Origin of the sequence: Streptomyces sp. NPDC088762, from assembly GCF_044750905.1 — a bacterium.
Taxonomy (GTDB): Bacteria; Actinomycetota; Actinomycetes; order Streptomycetales; family Streptomycetaceae; genus Streptomyces.
Map to the genome: position 1 here is coordinate 47,803 of NZ_JBIVKT010000001.1, position 16,822 is coordinate 64,624.

15 protein-coding genes and 1 other RNA gene are annotated in these 16,822 nt (G+C 72.5%); 12 read left to right on the forward strand and 4 right to left on the reverse strand.

The genetic code is table 11. The annotated features are described in order from the left end of the window. Positions 1 to 24 precede the first annotated feature (24 nt). The 3 genes from ACIP5M_RS00180 (at position 25) to ssrA (ending at position 2,196) form a co-directional block, all read left to right on the forward strand. Positions 25 to 1,218, forward strand: coding sequence for a S41 family peptidase (locus ACIP5M_RS00180; protein ID WP_401190281.1), 1,194 nt, complete (start codon positions 25 to 27; stop codon positions 1,216 to 1,218). Between the two features lie 18 nt (positions 1,219 to 1,236). Continuing rightward, positions 1,237 to 1,722: an SsrA-binding protein SmpB gene (smpB, locus tag ACIP5M_RS00185; protein WP_215018368.1), complete on the forward strand. Its 486-nt coding sequence runs from the start codon at positions 1,237 to 1,239 to the stop codon at positions 1,720 to 1,722. Positions 1,723 to 1,807: 85 nt separating this feature from the next. Next, positions 1,808 to 2,196, forward strand: a transfer-messenger RNA (tmRNA) gene (gene ssrA, locus ACIP5M_RS00190). Positions 2,197 to 2,287: 91 nt separating this feature from the next. On the opposite strand, the gene ACIP5M_RS00195 is transcribed toward ssrA, so the two are convergent. From ACIP5M_RS00195 to ACIP5M_RS00205, 3 genes are read right to left on the reverse strand one after another with little or no spacing between them, the layout of a single operon-like run. Continuing rightward, complete coding sequence (locus tag ACIP5M_RS00195; protein ID WP_401190283.1) at positions 2,288 to 2,551, reverse strand: Txe/YoeB family addiction module toxin; 264 nt, start codon at positions 2,549 to 2,551, stop codon at positions 2,288 to 2,290. Next, a complete protein-coding gene (locus tag ACIP5M_RS00200; RefSeq protein WP_401190285.1) occupies positions 2,548 to 2,820 on the reverse strand; it encodes a type II toxin-antitoxin system Phd/YefM family antitoxin in 273 nt (90 codons plus the stop codon). Before ACIP5M_RS00200 ends, ACIP5M_RS00195 begins: the two co-directional genes overlap by 4 nt. A 28-nt stretch (positions 2,821 to 2,848) precedes the next feature. After that, on the reverse strand, positions 2,849 to 4,111 hold the full coding sequence (locus ACIP5M_RS00205) for an MFS transporter (RefSeq protein ID WP_401191799.1): 1,263 nt from the start codon (positions 4,109 to 4,111) through the stop codon (positions 2,849 to 2,851). A 147-nt stretch (positions 4,112 to 4,258) separates the two neighbouring features. On the opposite strand from ACIP5M_RS00205, the gene ACIP5M_RS00210 reads away from it, so the two are divergent. The 8 genes from ACIP5M_RS00210 (at position 4,259) to ACIP5M_RS00245 (ending at position 14,365) form a co-directional block, all read left to right on the forward strand. Then, positions 4,259 to 5,221 (forward strand): LysR family transcriptional regulator, encoded by a 963-nt coding sequence (locus ACIP5M_RS00210; protein WP_401190287.1) that lies wholly within the window; start codon positions 4,259 to 4,261, stop codon positions 5,219 to 5,221. 97 nt (positions 5,222 to 5,318) lie between these two features. Next, positions 5,319 to 6,689 carry an MFS transporter gene (locus ACIP5M_RS00215; protein WP_401190289.1) on the forward strand — a complete coding sequence of 457 codons (1,371 nt, stop codon included), beginning with the start codon at positions 5,319 to 5,321 and terminating at the stop codon, positions 6,687 to 6,689. 111 nt (positions 6,690 to 6,800) lie between these two features. After that, the gene (locus ACIP5M_RS00220) at positions 6,801 to 8,000 is read left to right on the forward strand and encodes a uroporphyrinogen-III synthase (protein ID WP_401190291.1); all 1,200 of its coding nucleotides are present in this window, start codon (positions 6,801 to 6,803) and stop codon (positions 7,998 to 8,000) included. A gap of 31 nt (positions 8,001 to 8,031) precedes the next feature. After that, positions 8,032 to 8,580 carry a GNAT family N-acetyltransferase gene (locus tag ACIP5M_RS00225; protein WP_401190293.1) on the forward strand — a complete coding sequence of 183 codons (549 nt, stop codon included), beginning with the start codon at positions 8,032 to 8,034 and terminating at the stop codon, positions 8,578 to 8,580. Positions 8,581 to 8,890: 310 nt separating this feature from the next. Next, entirely contained in the window at positions 8,891 to 9,463 is a 573-nt protein-coding gene (locus ACIP5M_RS00230; RefSeq protein WP_401190295.1) for a CGNR zinc finger domain-containing protein, read from the forward strand. A 103-nt stretch (positions 9,464 to 9,566) separates the two neighbouring features. Next, the gene (locus tag ACIP5M_RS00235; RefSeq protein WP_401190297.1) at positions 9,567 to 11,873 is read left to right on the forward strand and encodes a HelD family protein; all 2,307 of its coding nucleotides are present in this window, start codon (positions 9,567 to 9,569) and stop codon (positions 11,871 to 11,873) included. 455 nt (positions 11,874 to 12,328) lie between these two features. Next, positions 12,329 to 13,732, forward strand: a complete 1,404-nt coding sequence (locus ACIP5M_RS00240) for an NAD-dependent malic enzyme (protein WP_382649813.1) — start codon at positions 12,329 to 12,331, stop codon at positions 13,730 to 13,732. 351 nt (positions 13,733 to 14,083) lie between these two features. Next, positions 14,084 to 14,365, forward strand: coding sequence for an HU family DNA-binding protein (locus ACIP5M_RS00245; RefSeq protein WP_007264399.1), 282 nt, complete (start codon positions 14,084 to 14,086; stop codon positions 14,363 to 14,365). A gap of 288 nt (positions 14,366 to 14,653) precedes the next feature. Here ACIP5M_RS00245 and murA read toward each other — a convergent pair whose 3' ends face one another. Then, positions 14,654 to 15,997 carry a UDP-N-acetylglucosamine 1-carboxyvinyltransferase gene (gene murA, locus ACIP5M_RS00250; protein WP_401190300.1) on the reverse strand — a complete coding sequence of 448 codons (1,344 nt, stop codon included), beginning with the start codon at positions 15,995 to 15,997 and terminating at the stop codon, positions 14,654 to 14,656. 262 nt (positions 15,998 to 16,259) lie between these two features. On the opposite strand from murA, the gene ACIP5M_RS00255 reads away from it, so the two are divergent. Continuing rightward, the gene (locus tag ACIP5M_RS00255; protein WP_401190302.1) at positions 16,260 to 16,820 is read left to right on the forward strand and encodes a YqgE/AlgH family protein; all 561 of its coding nucleotides are present in this window, start codon (positions 16,260 to 16,262) and stop codon (positions 16,818 to 16,820) included. The last annotated feature ends 2 nt before the right edge of the window (positions 16,821 to 16,822 follow it).

The following is a 16,822-nucleotide window of genomic DNA, read 5'->3' on the forward strand; positions in this document are numbered from 1 at the left end:
GGGGCTTGTCCTAGACTCGGCGCCATGCTGGGCTTGCCGAGTGTTCCGGCCTTCTGTCGCCGGCCCCGCGACCTGCGTCGCGGGGCCGTTTTGACGTTGGCCTTCCTCGCGGCCGTGGGCACCGCCGGGACCATGGGCTGCTGGGACCGCGAGGACGCCGCGGCCGCCGCGCTCTCCGCCCGTACCGGGGCCCCCGCGCCCGAAGCGCCCCGCGCGGCCGGCACCGCCGACCGGGAGGCCGTGGCCCGCGCCGCCGCCGAGGCCGTCGCCGAGGGGAAGTCGGGCAAGAAGGCCGCCCAGGAGGTGGTCAGCCGCAGCGGCGACCGCTGGGGCACCGTCTACGACCAGGGCGAGTACGCCGCCTTCGCCGAGGGCCTCGACGGCCGCTGGACCGGCGTCGGTCTGTGGGCCTTACGCGGCCGAGACGGCCGGATCACCGTCGACAAGCTCCAGCCCGGCGGCCCCGCCGCCCGGGCCGGCCTGCACGCCGGGGACCGGCTGCTGAGCGTCGACGGGCACGCCGTCACCGGCCTGGCCGTCACCGACGTCGTCTCCCTGCTGCGCGGTGAGGCCGGCACGCCGGTCGTGCTCCACCTGAACCGCGACGGCGCCGACCTCACCGAGACCCTGCGCCGCGAGGAGCTGCACACCGAGCCCGTGACCGTACGGCAACTCCCCGGCGGCATCACGGTCATCAAGGTGGCCTCCTTCACCCGCGGCTCGGGCGACCGGGTCCGCGAAGCCGTCCGCAAGGCCCCGGCCGGGGCCGGGGTCATGCTCGACCTGCGCGGCAATCCGGGCGGGCTGGTCACCGAGGCGGTCACCGCCGCCTCCGCCTTCCTCGACGGCGGGCTCGTGGCGACGTACGACGTACGGGGCGACCAGCGCGCCCTCTACGCCGACCCGGGCGGCGACACGGCCCGGCCACTGGTCACCCTGGTCGACGCCGGCACGATGAGCGCCGCCGAGCTGGTCACCGGCGCCCTCCAGGACCGCGGCCGGGCGGTGGCGGTCGGCAGCCGCACCTTCGGCAAGGGCTCCGTGCAGATGCCGACCGAGCTCCCGGACGGCTCGGTGGCCGAGCTGACGGTGGGCACCTACCGCACCCCGGGCGGCCGCAGCCTGGACGGCAGCGGGATCACCCCCGACCTGACGGCGGGCGAGGGCGTCGAGGAGCGGGCCGCGCAGGTATTGGGTGGCCTCGGGGTGGGTCCGTAGTGCGAAAATGACCGCACTATGGCTAAGGAAAAAGGGCGCAAGCTGATCGCCCAGAACAAGAAGGCGCGGCACGACTACACGATCATCGACACCTACGAGTGCGGTCTCGTGCTCACGGGTACCGAGGTCAAGTCCATGCGCCAGGGCCGGGCCTCGCTGGTGGACGGCTTCGTGTCGGTGGAGGGCCGCGAGGCGTGGCTCTACAACGTGCACGTGCCGGAGTACAGCCAGGGCACCTGGACCAACCACAGCGCCCGGCGCAAGCGCAAGCTCCTCATGCACCGGGAGGAGATCGACAAGCTGGAGCGCAAGGCGGACGAGTCGGGTCACACGATCGTGCCGCTGTCCCTGTACTTCAAGGACGGCCGCGCGAAGGTGGAGATCGCGCTGGCGAAGGGCAAGAAGGAGTACGACAAGCGGCAGACGCTCCGCGAGAAGCAGGACACCCGCGAGACGAACCGGGCGATCTCGGCGATCCGCCGCAAGCAGCGGGGCACGGTTTAACCTCCTGGCACACCGTGGTCCACTTCGCGTACCATGGCGTCAGCACCCGCCGTTCGCGGCCGGGGGCACATTGTTAACAAAACATGGGGATGATCGGTTTCGACAGCGGATGTCGATGCAGGGGAAGCGAGCCGAGGAAGCGGCAATGATCTCGCTAACCACATGTCGCAAAAAATAATCGCCAACTCCAAGAGCGATAACTCCCGCTTCACCCTCGCTGCCTAATAACAGTGAGCTGAAGCCTCTGTGAGGAGCGTCAGCCCGGAAGTGGTCCCGGTCCGGATCCTGGCGTCAACTAGGGATCTAAACCTCTAGCCCCGGTCACGGGGGCTGGAGGGAAATCAAACAGTGACTGAGCCCGTCGGAGACTTGTCCGTGTGATCTCCGGGGCCGAGAAAAGCGCAGCGGACTGCGCTCGGAGAAGCCCTGCTTCTGCACCGTTGGACGCGGGTTCGATTCCCGCCATCTCCACTCATCCCATGTGGGCAAGGCCCCTGGCCGCGACGAGAGTCGTGGCCGGGGGCCTTGTGCTTTTCCGCGCCGCTCGGGGCGAAGGGCCCGTGGGTCAGTCCGAGTAGTGGTACCGGGCCTTGAGGATCTTCACTTCCTTTTCGTCCGCCCGGTAGACGAGCCGGTGCTCGTCGTCGATCCGGCGGGACCAGTAGCCGGTGAGATCACCCTTGAGCGGTTCGGGCTTGCCGATACCCGTGAACGGGGACCGCTGGATCTCGCCGATGAGCCGGGTGATCCGCTTGGCCATCTTCCGGTCGGCCCCGAGCCAGAACAGGAAGTCTTCCCAGGCGTCCGGGTCGAAGTGGACGCTCCTCACTCGTCACCGGCCAGGGCTTGCAGCTCCTCCATGCTCTTGGTGACGGTCGCGGCACCTTCCCTGTCCCGGGCGACGGCTTCCATGAGCCTGCGGGCGTTCGCGGGGGACCGCAGCAGGTAGACGGTCTCCTGCCAGGAGTCGTAGTCGGCAGCCGACATGAGGACCGCGTCCCCGTTCTTCGAGCTGATGCGCACAGGAACGTGGTCGTCGTTGACGCGCTCGATGAGGGGGAACAGGGTCTTGCGTGCTTCGCTGGCGCTTATGGGCATTGCCGCCTCCGTCCGCTCTGGTACGACTTTATGGTACTCGGTACGTACCGGATTGTGGTACCGGATCTTTGTGCTGGATCGTGGTGAGGGCGAGGAGGGCGGCTGTGGCCGGGAGGAGGTAGGACGTGGTGGGGCCGAAGTGGTCGACTGCCAGGCCCGCCGTGGCCGAGCCGGCCGCGATGCCCCCGAGGATGGCGGTGACCGCGAGGGTCATGCCCTCGTTGAGGCGGCCCTCGGGGGTGCGGGCGTGGACCCGGGACATCGCGGTGACCATCGTCGGAGCCGTGGCCATGCCGGCCAGCAGCAGGGCCAGGCCGAGTGCGGGCACGGAGCCGGTGGCCGCCGCGGCCCACGGCAGGGTCATGAGGACGGCCAGGGCGCACACGCAGGCCCGCAGCGAGCGGGCCCGCAGCGTGCCGTAGAGCAGGCCGGCCGCGCAGGAGCCCGCCGCCTGGAGGGCGAGGACCGGGCCGGAGGCGGCGCCCAGGCCGTGCGCGGCGAGATAGGCGATCGAGGTGACCTCCATCGAGCCGAACACCAGGCCCAGGGCGAGGAACAGGGCGAGCAGCGGTCCCAGGGCGCGTGCGGGGGAGCCGCGCCGGGCCGCCGCCGCCCGGGTCGCGGGCGGCTCCGTGGCGCGCTGGGCGGTGAAGACCAGCATGCCGGTGAGGAACAGGCCCGCGCCGACGAGGGTGCCGGCCTCCGGGAAGACCGCGGTGCACAGGAAGGCGGCCAGGACCGGTCCGAGCATGTAGCAGAGCTCGTCGGCGGCCTGCTCGAAGGACATGGCCGTGTGGTGGCCGGCCGGTGCGCCGCGCAGCAGGTGGGTCCACCGGGCGCGGGACATGCCGCCGATGTTGGGGGTGGTGGCGGTCGCGGCGTACGAGGCGAAGAGGGTCCAGGCGGGCGCCTGCGTACGGACGCACACGATCAGGGAGAGGGAGCCGAGGACCGCGATGAGGGTGGCCGGGACGGCGATCCGGGCCTGGCCGTGGCGGTCGACCAGCCGGGCGGTCCACGGTGCGACCAGTGCGGTCGCGGCCATCCCGGTCGCCGTGACCGCGCCGGCGAGTGCGTACGAGCCGCGCTGCCCGGCGATCATCATGACGGCGCTGACCGCGAACATGCCCATGGGGAGCCGGGCGAGCAGGTTCCCGGCGGTGAAGGCGCGGGTGCCCGGCAGGGCGAAGAGGCGGCGGTACGGCCCGGGGGCGCGGCGCACCGCCCGGCCGGCGGTACGGACCGGGGCGGCCGGGGCGGTGATGACGAGCGTGCTGCCGGTGACGGTCATGCGGGGCGGACGGGCGGCGGGCGCGACGGCGGAAGGCGCGGTAGAGGGCGCGGCGGAGGGCATGAGGAAAGCCTCCGGTCCGGGCCCCGCCGCCGTCCAACACCTGTTGGGGAGCCATTCACGCCTTTGCGTTGTTAGTCTCCCGGGGTGATATCCCGTGACGTGGAACCCCGGCTGCTGCGCGGATTCGTCGCCGCCGCCGAGGAACTGCACTTCACCCGCGCCGCCACCCGCCTCTTCATCGCCCAGCAGGCCCTGAGCCGGGACATCCGCCGCCTCGAACAGGCCCTGGGTGCCGCGCTGTTCGTACGGACCACCCGCGCCGTCGAGCTCACCGCCGACGGGGAGCGGCTGCTGCCGCTCGCCCGCCGGGTGCTGGCCGCGCAGGAGGAGCTGACCGCCGCCTTCACCGCCCCCCGGGCGCTGCTCGTCGACCTGAACACCGACGGCCCCAGCACCGGGCGCCGGGTCCTGGAGCGGGCCCGGGAACTTGCCCCGGGCCAGGAGCTGATGGCCCGCTTCGAGAGCGGGCTGACGCACGCCGCCGCCGAGATCGCCGCCGGACGCCTCGACGTGTCCTTCGGGTACGTCCAGGGGCTCCCCCCCGGTCTGCGGGCCAGGCTCGCACACCGGCCCGTACGGTACGAGCCGCTGGCCGTGCTGCTGCCCGAGGGGCATGCGCTGAGCGGGCTGGAGGCCGTACCGCTGGACGCGCTCGCCGGGGAGACCGTGTACGCCGGGGCCGGGAACCCGCGGACGTTGGAGTGGACCGGGCTGGCCCGCGAGCTGTTCGCCGGGCGGGGGATCGCGCTCGCGCCGCCCGCGCCGGTGGCGGTCGGCAAGGAGGAGTTCGGCCGGGTCATGGCCAAGACCCGCAATCCGGTGCTCGTCACCGTCGACTTCCTCGACATGCCCGGCTGCGTCAAGCGGCCGCTGACCGACCCCGTGCCGCTGTCCCCCCTCTCGATGGTGTGGCGCAAAGGCCTCGGCCACCCCGGGCTGGACGCGCTGAACGAGGCCGCAGCCGGGCTCGCGGCCGAACGCGGCTGGCTGGACGTGCCCCCGGGAAGCTGGCGGCCCGCGCTCACACGCGGCCCCGCCGACGGGTGAGAGCAAGGTTTCCCGCCGGTCATCCGGCGGGGACCGGGGCCGAAACGCGCCGTTCCTACGGTCGTCACCACGGACGCGACAGCAGTGGAGGCGAGCGATGACCGGTACGACCGCACCGCGCAAGGGAGGCCGCTGGATCGAGCGGTGGGATCCCGAGGACGAGACGTTCTGGAAGGAAACGGGGGAGCGCACCGCCCGCCGCAACCTCCTCTACTCCGTGTTCTCCGAGCACATCGGGTTCTCCATCTGGTCACTGTGGTCCGTGATGGTCCTCTTCATGGGCCCGCAGTACGGGATCGACCCCGCCGGGAAGTTCTCCCTCATCGCGACCGCCACGCTGGTCGGAGCCGTCGTCCGCGTGCCGTACACCTTCGCCGTCGCCCGCTTCGGCGGCCGGAACTGGACCGTCGTCAGCGCCCTGCTGCTGCTCGCGCCGACCGTCGCCGCGCTGGTGGTCATGGAGCCCGGGACCTCGTACGGCACCTTCCTCGCCGTGGCCGCCCTGACCGGGGTCGGTGGCGGGAACTTCGCCTCGTCGATGACGAACATCAACGCCTTCTTCCCGCTCCGCAAGAAGGGCTGGGCGCTCGGACTGAACGCGGGCGGCGGCAACATCGGGGTACCGGTGGTGCAGCTCGCCGCGCTGCTGGTCATCGGGACCGCCGGGGCCGGACACCCGCGGCTGCTGCTCGCCGCGTACCTCCCGCTGATCGTGGCCGCCGCGGCGCTGGCCGCCCTGCGGATGGACAACCTGGCGCCCGTGCGCAACGACACCGGCGCGGTGCGCGAGGCCGTCCGCCAGCCGCACACCTGGATCATGGCCTTCCTCTACATCGGCACCTTCGGGTCCTTCATCGGCTACAGCTTCGCCTTCGGGCTGGTGCTCCAGACGCAATTCGGCCGCACCCCGCTCCAGGCGGCCTCGCTGACCTTCATCGGGCCGCTGCTCGGCTCGCTGATCCGGCCGCTGGGCGGGGCGCTGGCGGACCGCTTCGGCGGTGCGCGGATCACCCTCGTCACCTTCGTGGCGATGGCCGCGGCGACCGGGGTCGTCGTCCTCGCCTCGGTCCGGGAGTCGCTGCCGGTGTTCCTCGTCGGGTTCGTGTCGCTGTTCGTGCTGAGCGGGCTCGGCAACGGGTCGACGTACAAGATGATCCCCGGCATCTTCCAGGCCAAGGCGCTGGCCCGCGGCATGAGCGGCGAGGACGCGGCCGCCTACGGGCGGCGGCTGTCCGGGGCCGCCATGGGGCTCATCGGCGCGGTGGGCGCGCTCGGCGGGCTCGGCATCAACCTCGTCTTCCGGGAGGCCTTCCTGAGCTCCGGGTCGGGGACGGCCGCCTTCGTGACCTTCCTCGGTTTCTACGCCGTGGCCTGCGGCGTGACGTGGGCGGTATACCTTCGCCGGCCGGCCGCGGTGATCGCCGCGGAGCCGGGAACGGCCGCGAAGCCGCAGCTCACGTCCGTGTAACCGTGCTTTACCGCACCGAAATATCGTGGAACCGAGTCTGACACGCCGACTTGTCAGGCTCGGTTCCGCCGGCGCGAAGCGATACCGACCCACTGGGCAAGGCAGGTCACCATGGACGAGGTCAGGAACACCGGTCGCGACACGGGCCGGGGCTCCGGTCGGGACACGGGCCGGGACACCGCCCCGCTCGCGGGCTTCACCGTCGGGGTGACCGCCGCCCGCCGGGCCGACGAGCTGATCGCCCTGCTGCGCCGCCGCGGGGCCGCCGTACTGCACGCGCCCGCGCTGCGGATCGTGCCGCTGGCCGACGACGGCGAACTGCTCGGCGCCACCAAGGAACTGATCGGCTGCGCGCCCGACGCGGTGGTCGCCACCACCGCCATCGGGTTCCGCGGATGGATCGAGGCCGCCGACGGGTGGGGCATCGGCGAGGAGCTGCTGCAGCGGCTGCGGTCCGCCGAACTGCTCGCGCGCGGCCCGAAGGTGAAGGGCGCGATCCGCGCCGCCGGACTGGTGGAGGACTGGTCCCCGGATTCGGAATCCCTCGCGGAGGTACTGGAACGGCTGCTGGCGGCCGGGGTGGCCGGGAGGCGGATCGCGCTCCAGCTGCACGGCGAGCCGCTGCCCGGGTTCGTCGAGGCGCTGCGGGCCGGCGGGGCCGACGTGGTGGTCGTACCGGTGTACCGGTGGATGGCGCCGGAGGACCTCGGCCCGCTGGACCGGCTGCTGGACGCGGTCGTCGGCGGCGGGGTGGACGCGGTCAGCTTCACCTCCGCCCCGGCGGCGGCCTCGCTGCTGTCCCGGGCCGAGGAGCGCGGCGTACGGGAGCCCGTACTGGAGGCACTGCGCGGCGGGGTGCTCTCCGCGTGCGTGGGCCCGGTGACCGCACTGCCGTTGCAGGCCGAGGGTGTGGACACGGTGCAGCCGGAGCGGTTCCGGCTGGGACCGCTGGTGCAACTGCTCTGCCAGGAGCTGCCGGGCCGGGCACGGGTCCTGCCGGTGGCCGGGCACCGGGTGGAGATCCGGGGGCACGCGGTGCTGGTGGACGAGGAGCTGCGGGCGGTGCCTCCGGCTGGGATGGCCCTGCTGCGGGCGCTGGCGCGGCGGCCGGGGTGGGTGGTCTCGCGGGCGGACCTGCTGCGGGTACTGCCCGGGGCGGGGCGCGACGAGCACGCCGTCGAGACGGCCATGGCCCGGCTCCGGGCCGCACTGGGGGCGCCGAAGCTGATCCAGACGGTGGTCAAGCGGGGGTACCGGCTGTCGCTGGACGCGGGCGGCGAGGCCAAGTACGGGGACGTCCCGGCGGGTTGAGCCGGTGCGGGCGGGCCGCTAGCGTGCCCGGATGATCATTGACGGGGTGGAGATGAGGGGCATCGCACTCGACGATGCCGCCGCGCTGGCCGAGGGGTTCGCGCGCAACCGGGCGTACATGGCCCCCTGCGAGCCGGTGCGGCCGGAGGCCTACTACACGGAGCGGGGGCAGCGGGCCCGCATCGGGGGACTGCTGGCGGAGCGGGACGGGGGGCGGCTGGTCCCGTACGTGTTCGCCGAGACGGCCACGGGCGCGATCATCGGTGCGATCAACCTGGGTTCGATCGAGCGCGGGCCGCTGTGCAGCGGGGGCGTGGGCTACTGGGTCGACCAGGCCTGGCACGGCAAGGGGCTGGCCACCGCGGCCGTGGAAGAGGTGTGCCGGGTAGCCCGCGACGAGCTGGGCCTCCACCGGGTGGAGGCGGGCACCCTGCTGGACAACGCGGCGTCGCAGCGGGTGCTGACGAAGGCGGGCTTCGAGCCGTTCGGCGTCGCGCCGCGGTACCTCCACGTCAACGGCGCCTGGCGGGACCACCGCCTCTTCCAGCGCCTCCTCCACGACTCGCCCCCGCCGGCTTAGTCGGAGCGCCGTCGAGTCTCGCCTGCGGCCCGTCTGCTGGGGCTCCGCCCCAGGCCCCGCGCCTCAAACGCCGGCGGACGGCAGGAGCGAAATCCAGCCCCGCCGGCGTTTGAGGCGTGGGGGTCCCCCCGGACGGAGTCTGGGGGAGGGTCCGGGGCGGAGCCCCGGGGAACGGAGGAAGGGCGGGCAGGGGACGGCTCCGCGCAGCGGGAGCACCGGCACCCCCGGAGGGACCGGTTCGGGGGGTTCCGCTGCGAAGCGGCGCGCGGCACTCTGAGGAGGCGCCCCACGACGCGAGGCGGTGACGGGCATGCGGTTCGACTCCGGGCGGGTCTGCCTGGACCTGGTGGCCACATTCGCCCCCCACGAGGGGATCCGGGACGGCGACGAGCTACGGCTGTGGCTCGCCGGGGCCGGGCTGGTGCCCGACCGGACGCCGCTCGCCCGCGTGGGCCCCGACTGGGTCGCGGCGTTCCGGGCCCTGCGCGCCGACGTGGAGGTCCTCGTACGGGCCGAACTGCACGCGGCCGCGACCCCGTCCCCCGACACGGCGGCGGCCCTGGCCCGGGTCAACGCACTGGCCGCCGGGCCACCCCCGGGCCTGTGTGCCGTACGGGACCAGGAGGGCCACCTCGTACGGGAGTTCTGCGGCGGCGTGGAGTGCGGCGCCCTGCTCGCCGCCGTTGCCCGGGACGCCGTCGAGCTGCTGACCGACCCCGGCGAACGGGCCCTGCTGCGCGCCTGCGAGGGCGACGGCTGCACCCGCGTCTACCTGGACACTTCCCGCGGCCACCGCCGCCGCTGGTGCTCCAGCGAGCGCTGCGGCAACCGTGAGCGCGTCGCCCGGCACCGGCGACGCGCCCTCGCCGCCGGGCCCGCGTAGGCGCGCACGCCTCCCCCCCGGGCGGTTCCGGAACGGGCGTGCGGACAGGGCGCCGTTTCGCGTACGGTTGACGGTCGCCCATGCACGTCAGAAGGGGGCCTTGGTGGCCGCGCAGAATGCCGCTGTCGACAGCACGGCGGATTCCGTCCGAGATCGGGAGATCGCGGTCGAGCAGACGCATCTCGACCGGGTGTACCGACGCCTCGAGGAGAAGATCCACGAGGCCGAGTTCCTGATGAACGACGCCGCCAAGCGCGGGCAGGTCGGCACGCCCGGCGCCCTCGCCGAGCGCGACGCGCAGGTCTTCCGGGCGGGCATCCACCTGAACCGGCTGAACAACGAGTTCGAGGATTTCCTCTTCGGCCGCATCGACCTGGTGCTGGGGAAGGACGGGGAGCGCGGGGCGGACGGCGCCTACACCTCCGTCGAGCCCGCCGACGACGCGATCCGCGCCGATCTGACCGCGGACATCGCCGAGACCCTGCACATCGGGCGCATCGGCGTGCTCGACGCCGACTACTCGCCCCTGGTCATCGACTGGCGCGCGCCCGCCGCCGCGCCGTTCTACCGCTCCACGCCCAAGGACCCCGGCCGCGTGGTGCGCCGCCGCGTCATCCGCTCCAAGGGCCGCAGGGTGCTCGGCGTCGAGGACGACCTGATGCGCCCCGAGGTCACCGCCTTCCTGGACGGTACGGAGCTCCCCGCCATCGGCGACGGCGCCCTGATGGCCGCGCTGGGGCGGGCCCGTACGCACTCCATGCGGGACATCGTCTCCTCCATCCAGGCCGAACAGGACCTGGTCATCCGGGCCCCCGCCGCCTCCGTCGCCGAGGTCGCCGGAGGCCCCGGCACGGGCAAGACCGCCGTCGCCCTGCACCGCGCCGCCTACCTGCTCTACCAGGACCGGCGCCGCTATTCCGGCGGCATCCTGATCGTCTCGCCGACCCCGCTGCTCGTCGCGTACACCGAGGGCGTGCTGCCCTCGCTCGGCGAGGAGGGCCAGGTCGCCATCCGGGCGCTGGGCTCGCTGGTCGACGGGGCGGAGGCGACCACGTACGACGATCCGGCCGTGGCCCGCGTCAAGGGCTCCTCGCGGATGCTCAAGGTGCTGCGGAAGGCCGTACGGGGCGCCCTGGAGCTCGGCAACGCCCCCGACCGGCTGCGCGTCGTGGCCTTCGGCCGCCGCCAGGAGCTGGAGGCCGCCGAGCTGAACCGGATCCGGCAGAACGTCCTCAGCGGCACCGCCCCCGTCAACCTGCTGCGCCCGCGCGCCCGCAAGCTGCTGCTCGACGCCCTCTACGCGAAGTCCGGCGGCGCCGGCCGGCACAGCGATCCGGAGCTGGCCGCCGAGCTGCGCTCCGCGTTCGACGAGGACATCTCCACCGAGGACGCCTTCATCGACTTCCTCAATGCCTGGTGGCCCGAGCTGACCCCGCGCGGGGTGCTCGCCGCGATGGCCGACGAGCGCCGGCTCGGCCGCTGGTCGCGCCGGGACCTGAACCCGCGCGAGACCCGCATGCTGGCCCGCTCCCTGCGCCGTGTCGGCCCGGACGGCAAGGGCCCCCTGTCGGTGCACGACGTGGCGCTGCTGGACGAGCTCCAGCAGCTGCTCGGCGCCCCGGCCCGGCCCAGGCGGAAGCGGGAGATGGACCCGCTGGACCAGCTCAGCGGGCTCGAGGAGCTGATGCCGACCCGCGAGGAGACCCAGTGGGAGCGGGCCGAGCGGCTCGCGGCGGAGCGCACCGAGTACGCGCACGTCATCGTCGACGAGGCCCAGGACCTGACGCCGATGCAGTGGCGGATGGTGGGCCGCCGGGGCCGTACGGGCACCTGGACGGTGGTCGGCGACCCGGCGCAGTCCTCCTGGACCGACCCGGACGAGGCGGCCGCCGCCCGCGACGAGGCCCTGGGGACCCGGCCGCGCCGGCGGTTCACGCTGACGGTGAACTACCGCAACCCGGCGGAGGTCGCCGAGGTGGCCTCCCGGGTGCTGCGCCTGGCGATGCCCGGCATGGAGCCGCCGTCGGCGGTGCGCTCCACCGGCCTGGAGCCCCGCTTCACGGCCGCGACGGGCGATCTGGGCGCGGCGGTGCGGGAGGAGACCCGCAGGCTGCTGGAGCAGGTGGACGGCACGGTCGGCGTGGTCGTCGCCATGGACCGGCGCGCGGAGGCGGCGGGCTGGCTCGCCGACCTCGGGGAACGGGCGGTGGCGCTCGGCAGCCTGGAGGCCAAGGGCCTGGAGTACGACGCCACGGTGGTCGTCTCCCCGGCGGAGATCGCGGACGAGTCCCCGGCGGGCCTGCGGGTGCTGTACGTGGCGCTGACGCGTGCCACGCAGCAGCTGACGGTGGTCTCCGCGAACCGGGACAAGCCCGACGCGCACGGGGTGCCGGAGCTGCTGCTTCCGTAGCGCGCCGGGGCGGACCGGGGCAGGGCCGGGCCGCGTAGGGCCGTATGGTCCGCGGCCAGGAGCGTGGTGCCGCGAACTGAGTGCGGGCACGGGGATGACATCGGGCGATCCTTTGTTAGCCTGGGTACGGCACCGACTCGATCCAAGCCCCCGGGCCCAACCTTCGTCGCTTAGAGCGACCACTTGCCGCGAGGCGAGCATGGCGGGTCGGTGTCATCAGTCGAATCAACAGGTCCGCGCCCTCCCGAGTGGGGGCGCGGACCTGTTTTGTATGGACCCACCATTCCGAACCCTTCCGGTATCTCGTATGGTGGAAGAGTCTTTCCGAAATTTGTAGCTGGTTACCTTGTACCGGCTGGTAGGTGGGACGATCGGACAACAGGTCCTGCCACACCTGCCGTGTGCCGGGCCCTGTGCGTACAAGCGAAAACCAGGGACAGAAGAGGAACACGGCCATGGCAACGGCGCCCAGCGTCTCGTATTCGATGACGGTCCGCCTGGAAGTGCCCGCGAGCGGAACCGCGGTCTCCCAGCTCACCACCGCCGTGGAGTCCTCCGGTGGTTCGGTCACCGGCCTCGACGTGACCGCCTCCGGCCACGAGAAGCTCCGGATCGACGTCACCATCGCCGCGACCTCCACCGCTCACGCCGACGAGATCGTCGAGAAGCTGCGCGGGATCGAGGGCGTCAGCCTCGGCAAGGTCTCCGACCGCACCTTCCTGATGCACCTCGGCGGCAAGATCGAGATGTCGTCCAAGCACCCCATCCGCAACCGTGACGACCTCTCGATGATCTACACCCCGGGCGTGGCCCGCGTGTGCACCGCGATCGCCGAGAACCCCGAGGACGCCCGCCGCCTCACCATCAAGCGCAACTCCGTCGCAGTCGTGACCGACGGCTCCGCCGTGCTGGGCCTCGGCAACATCGGCCCGATGGCCGCACTGCCCGTCATGGAGGGCAAGGCGGCCCTCTTCAAGCGCTTCGCCGGCATCGACGCGTGGCCGATCTGCCTCGACACCCAGGACAGCGACGAGATCGTCGCCATCGTCAAGGCCATCGCCCCCGGCTTCGCCGGCATCAACCTCGAGGACATCTCCGCGCCGCGCTGCTTCGAGATCGAGGCCCGCCTGCGCGAGGCCCTCGACATCCCGGTCTTCCACGACGACCAGCACGGCACCGCCATCGTCGTCCTGGCCGCCCTGACCAACGCACTTCGCGTGGTGGGCAAGGCAGTTGGCGACGTCAAGGTCGTCATGTCGGGCGCCGGCGCGGCCGGTACGGCCATCCTCAAGCTGCTCCTTGCCGCGGGCGTCAAGAACGCCGTCAGCGCCGACATCCACGGTGTCGTGCACGCGGGCCGCCCCGACCTGGTGGACGCGCACGAGGACTCCCCGCTGCGCTGGATCGCCGACAACACCAACCCCGAGGGCTACACGGGCACTTTGAAGGAGGCCGTGGTCGGCGCCGACGTCTTCATCGGCGTCTCGGCCCCCAACGTGCTCTCCGGCGAGGACGTCGCCGCCATGGCCGAAGGCGCGATCGTGTTCGCGCTCGCGAACCCGGACCCCGAAGTGGACCCGGCCGTCGCCCGCCAGACCGCCGCCGTCGTGGCCACCGGCCGCTCCGACTTCCCGAACCAGATCAACAACGTGCTGGTCTTCCCGGGCGTCTTCCGCGGCCTGCTGGACGCCCAGTCCCGCACCGTGAACACCGACATGATGCTGGCCGCCGCGACCGCGCTGGCCGACGTCGTCGGCGAAGACGAGCTGAACGCGAACTACATCATCCCGTCGGTGTTCAACGACAAGGTCGCGGGCGCGGTCGCGGGCGCCGTCCGCAAGGCCGCCACGGCCGGCTGACGCCCCGGCGGCGGCCGCTGTGACCGCCCTCACGGCCCGCTGATACCGGCGCGTCGCGAGATGCAGCCCCGGCGGACCGCCTCTAGGGTTGCGGGGATGCCCGCGAGCTCCGCGGTCCGCACCGGCGCGTGAGCGAAGGCGTGGACGGAGCGTCACCGGGGCGTGACTGTGGCGCTTTTCGTGTGACCCCGGCGGGTGCCGGATTGGCTTTCCCGCCGCTGGTGGGGGCAGGATGCGTAACCGGGCGAGAGGGTCTGACGTTCAGACCCGGGTCCGGGGACTGTCCGAGGGCCCTGGCAGCATCGGCTTCGATCTCACGCCTCTAAGGCAAGTTGAACACGGGAGTACAACATGAACCGCAGTGAGCTGGTGGCCGCTCTGTCCGAGCGCGCCGAGGTGACCCGCAAGGACGCCGACGCCGTTCTGGCCGCGCTCGCCGAGACCGTCGGCGAGATTGTCGCCAAGGGCGACGAGAAGGTCACCATCCCCGGCTTCCTGACCTTCGAGCGCACCCACCGTGCCGCTCGCACCGCGCGCAACCCGCAGACCGGCGACCCCATCCAGATCCCGGCCGGCTACAGCGTGAAGGTCTCCGCGGGCTCCAAGCTCAAGGAAGCCGCCAAGGGCAAGTAGTCCTGCCCCCGGCGCCGAGGGCCGCACAGGTCTTTGGAACGGCAAGCACGGCAGCAGTGCAGCAGTAGTACGTAGTACGGCGAAGGGCGGCCACCCCGGGCGGGGTGGCCGCCCTTCGGCCTGTTCCCGGGCCCCGCACGGCGCCTGAGGGCCCGCCAGGCGCGGGAGACGCGGGAGGAGGCCCCGGAGGGCACGGGAAAGCCCCCCGGCCCCTGTGCGGGGCCCGGGGGGCTTCGGCGTACGCGAGGTGGGCGACGTGCCAGAGGCACGCGGCGCGCGCGGTACGGCTCAGACGAGGTCGCCGCCCGGGAGTTCCACCTTCGCACCGAGCTCCACGAGCTTTTCCATGAAGTTCTCGTAGCCACGGTTGATCAGGTCGATGCCGTGGACCCGCGAGGTGCCCTCGGCGGCCAGCGCCGCGATCAGGTACGAGAACCCGCCGCGCAGGTCGGGGATGACCAGGTCGGCGCCCTGGAGCTTGGTGGGGCCCGAGACGACCGCCGAGTGCAGGAAGTTGCGCTGGCCGAAGCGGCACGCGCTGCCGCCCAGGCACTCGCGGTACAGCTGGATGTGAGCACCCATCTGGTTGAGCGCCGAGGTGAAGCCGAGCCGGGACTCGTAGACCGTCTCGTGGACGATCGAGAGGCCGGTCGCCTGCGTCAGCGCCACCACGAGGGGCTGCTGCCAGTCGGTCTGGAAACCGGGGTGCACGTCCGTCTCCAGCGCGATGGCGTTGAGCGGACCGCCGGGGTGCCAGAAGCGGATGCCGTTGTCGTCGATCTCGAACGCCCCGCCGACGCGGCGGAAGGTGTTCAGGAACGTCATCATCGAGCGCTGCTGCGCCCCGCGGACGTAGATGTTGCCGCCGGTCGCCAGGGCCGCGGACGCCCAGGAGGCGGCCTCCAGACGGTCCGGGAGCGCCTTGTGGTTGTAGCCGCCCAGGCGGTCCACACCGGTGATCCGGATGGTCCGGTCGGTGTCGAGGGAGATGATCGCGCCCATCTTCTGCAGGACGCAGATGAGGTCCTCGATCTCCGGCTCCACCGCGGCGTTGCTGAGCTCGGTGACGCCCTCGGCCAGGACGGCCGTCAGCAGCACCTGCTCGGTCGAGCCGACCGACGGGTAGGGGAGGCGGATCTTGCAGCCGCGCAGCCGCTGCGGGGCCTCCAGGTACTGGCCGCCCTCGCGCTTCTCGATCGTCGCGCCGAACTGGCGGAGCACGTCGAAGTGGAAGTCGATCGGCCGGCCGCCGATGTCGCAGCCGCCCAGGCCCGGGATGAAGGCGTGGCCCAGACGGTGCAGCAGGGGGCCGCAGAACAGGATCGGGATGCGGGAGGAGCCCGCGTGGGCGTCGATGTCGGCGACGTTCGCGCTCTCGACGTGGGTCGGGTCGAGGACCAGTTCGCCCGGCTCGTCACCGGGGCGGACCGTCACCCCGTGCAACTGGAGCAGGCCGCGGACGACGCGCACGTCGCGGATGTCGGGAACGTTGCGCAGCCGACTGGGTTCACTGCCGAGCAGAGCGGCCACCATGGCCTTGGGCACGAGGTTCTTCGCACCGCGGACCCGGATCTCGCCCTCGAGCGGGGTGCCGCCGTGGACAAGCAGTACATCGTCACTGATGCCGGTCATGAATCTCGCGTTCCGGAGAGGATGGGCAGGGGACCAGAGGAAAGGGTAAGGGTCACCACCCCCTTGTTCGTAAGGCTGACGCGGCCGTAGGACTGTCATGAATTAGCCACAGCACCCTGTGTGTCCGCCAAGTGGCGGAGTGTCGCGTTCCGCCCGCGTTGCCCGCACGCGCTCCTTCCTGCTGCCGTGCGCCCTGACCTGTGCGCGATCCGATCTCTCCGCCGGCTCCCCGTGAAGGCCGAATGTGCGGGATCATGGCGGCATGACCGAGGTGTCCTCCCTCACAGGGCGGCTGCTCGTGGCCACCCCCCGCCTCGCGGACCCGAACTTCGACCGCGCGGTGGTGCTCCTGCTCGACCACGACGAGCAGGGCTCGCTCGGCGTCGTCCTGAACCGGCCCACGCCCGTGGGCGTCGGCGACGTCCTGCTGCCCTGGGCGCCCCTGGCCGGTGACCCGGGCGTGGTCTTCCAGGGCGGCCCGGTGGCACTCGACTCGGCCCTGGGCGTGGCGGTCATCCCCGGCGACGAGGGCCCCCTCGGCTGGCGCCGGGTGCACGGGGCGATCGGCCTGGTCGACCTGGAGACACCGCCGGAGCTGCTGGCGGCCGCCCTGGGCTCGCTGCGCATCTTCGCCGGCTACTCGGGCTGGGGCCCGGGCCAGCTGGAGGACGAGCTGGGCGACGGGGCCTGGTACGTCGTGGAATCCGAACCGGGGGACGTGTCCTTCCCGGACCCCGAGCGCCTCTGGCGGGCGGTACTGCGCCGCCAGCGCAGCGAACTCGCGATGGTCGCCACCTATCCGGACGACCCGTCGCTCAACTGACC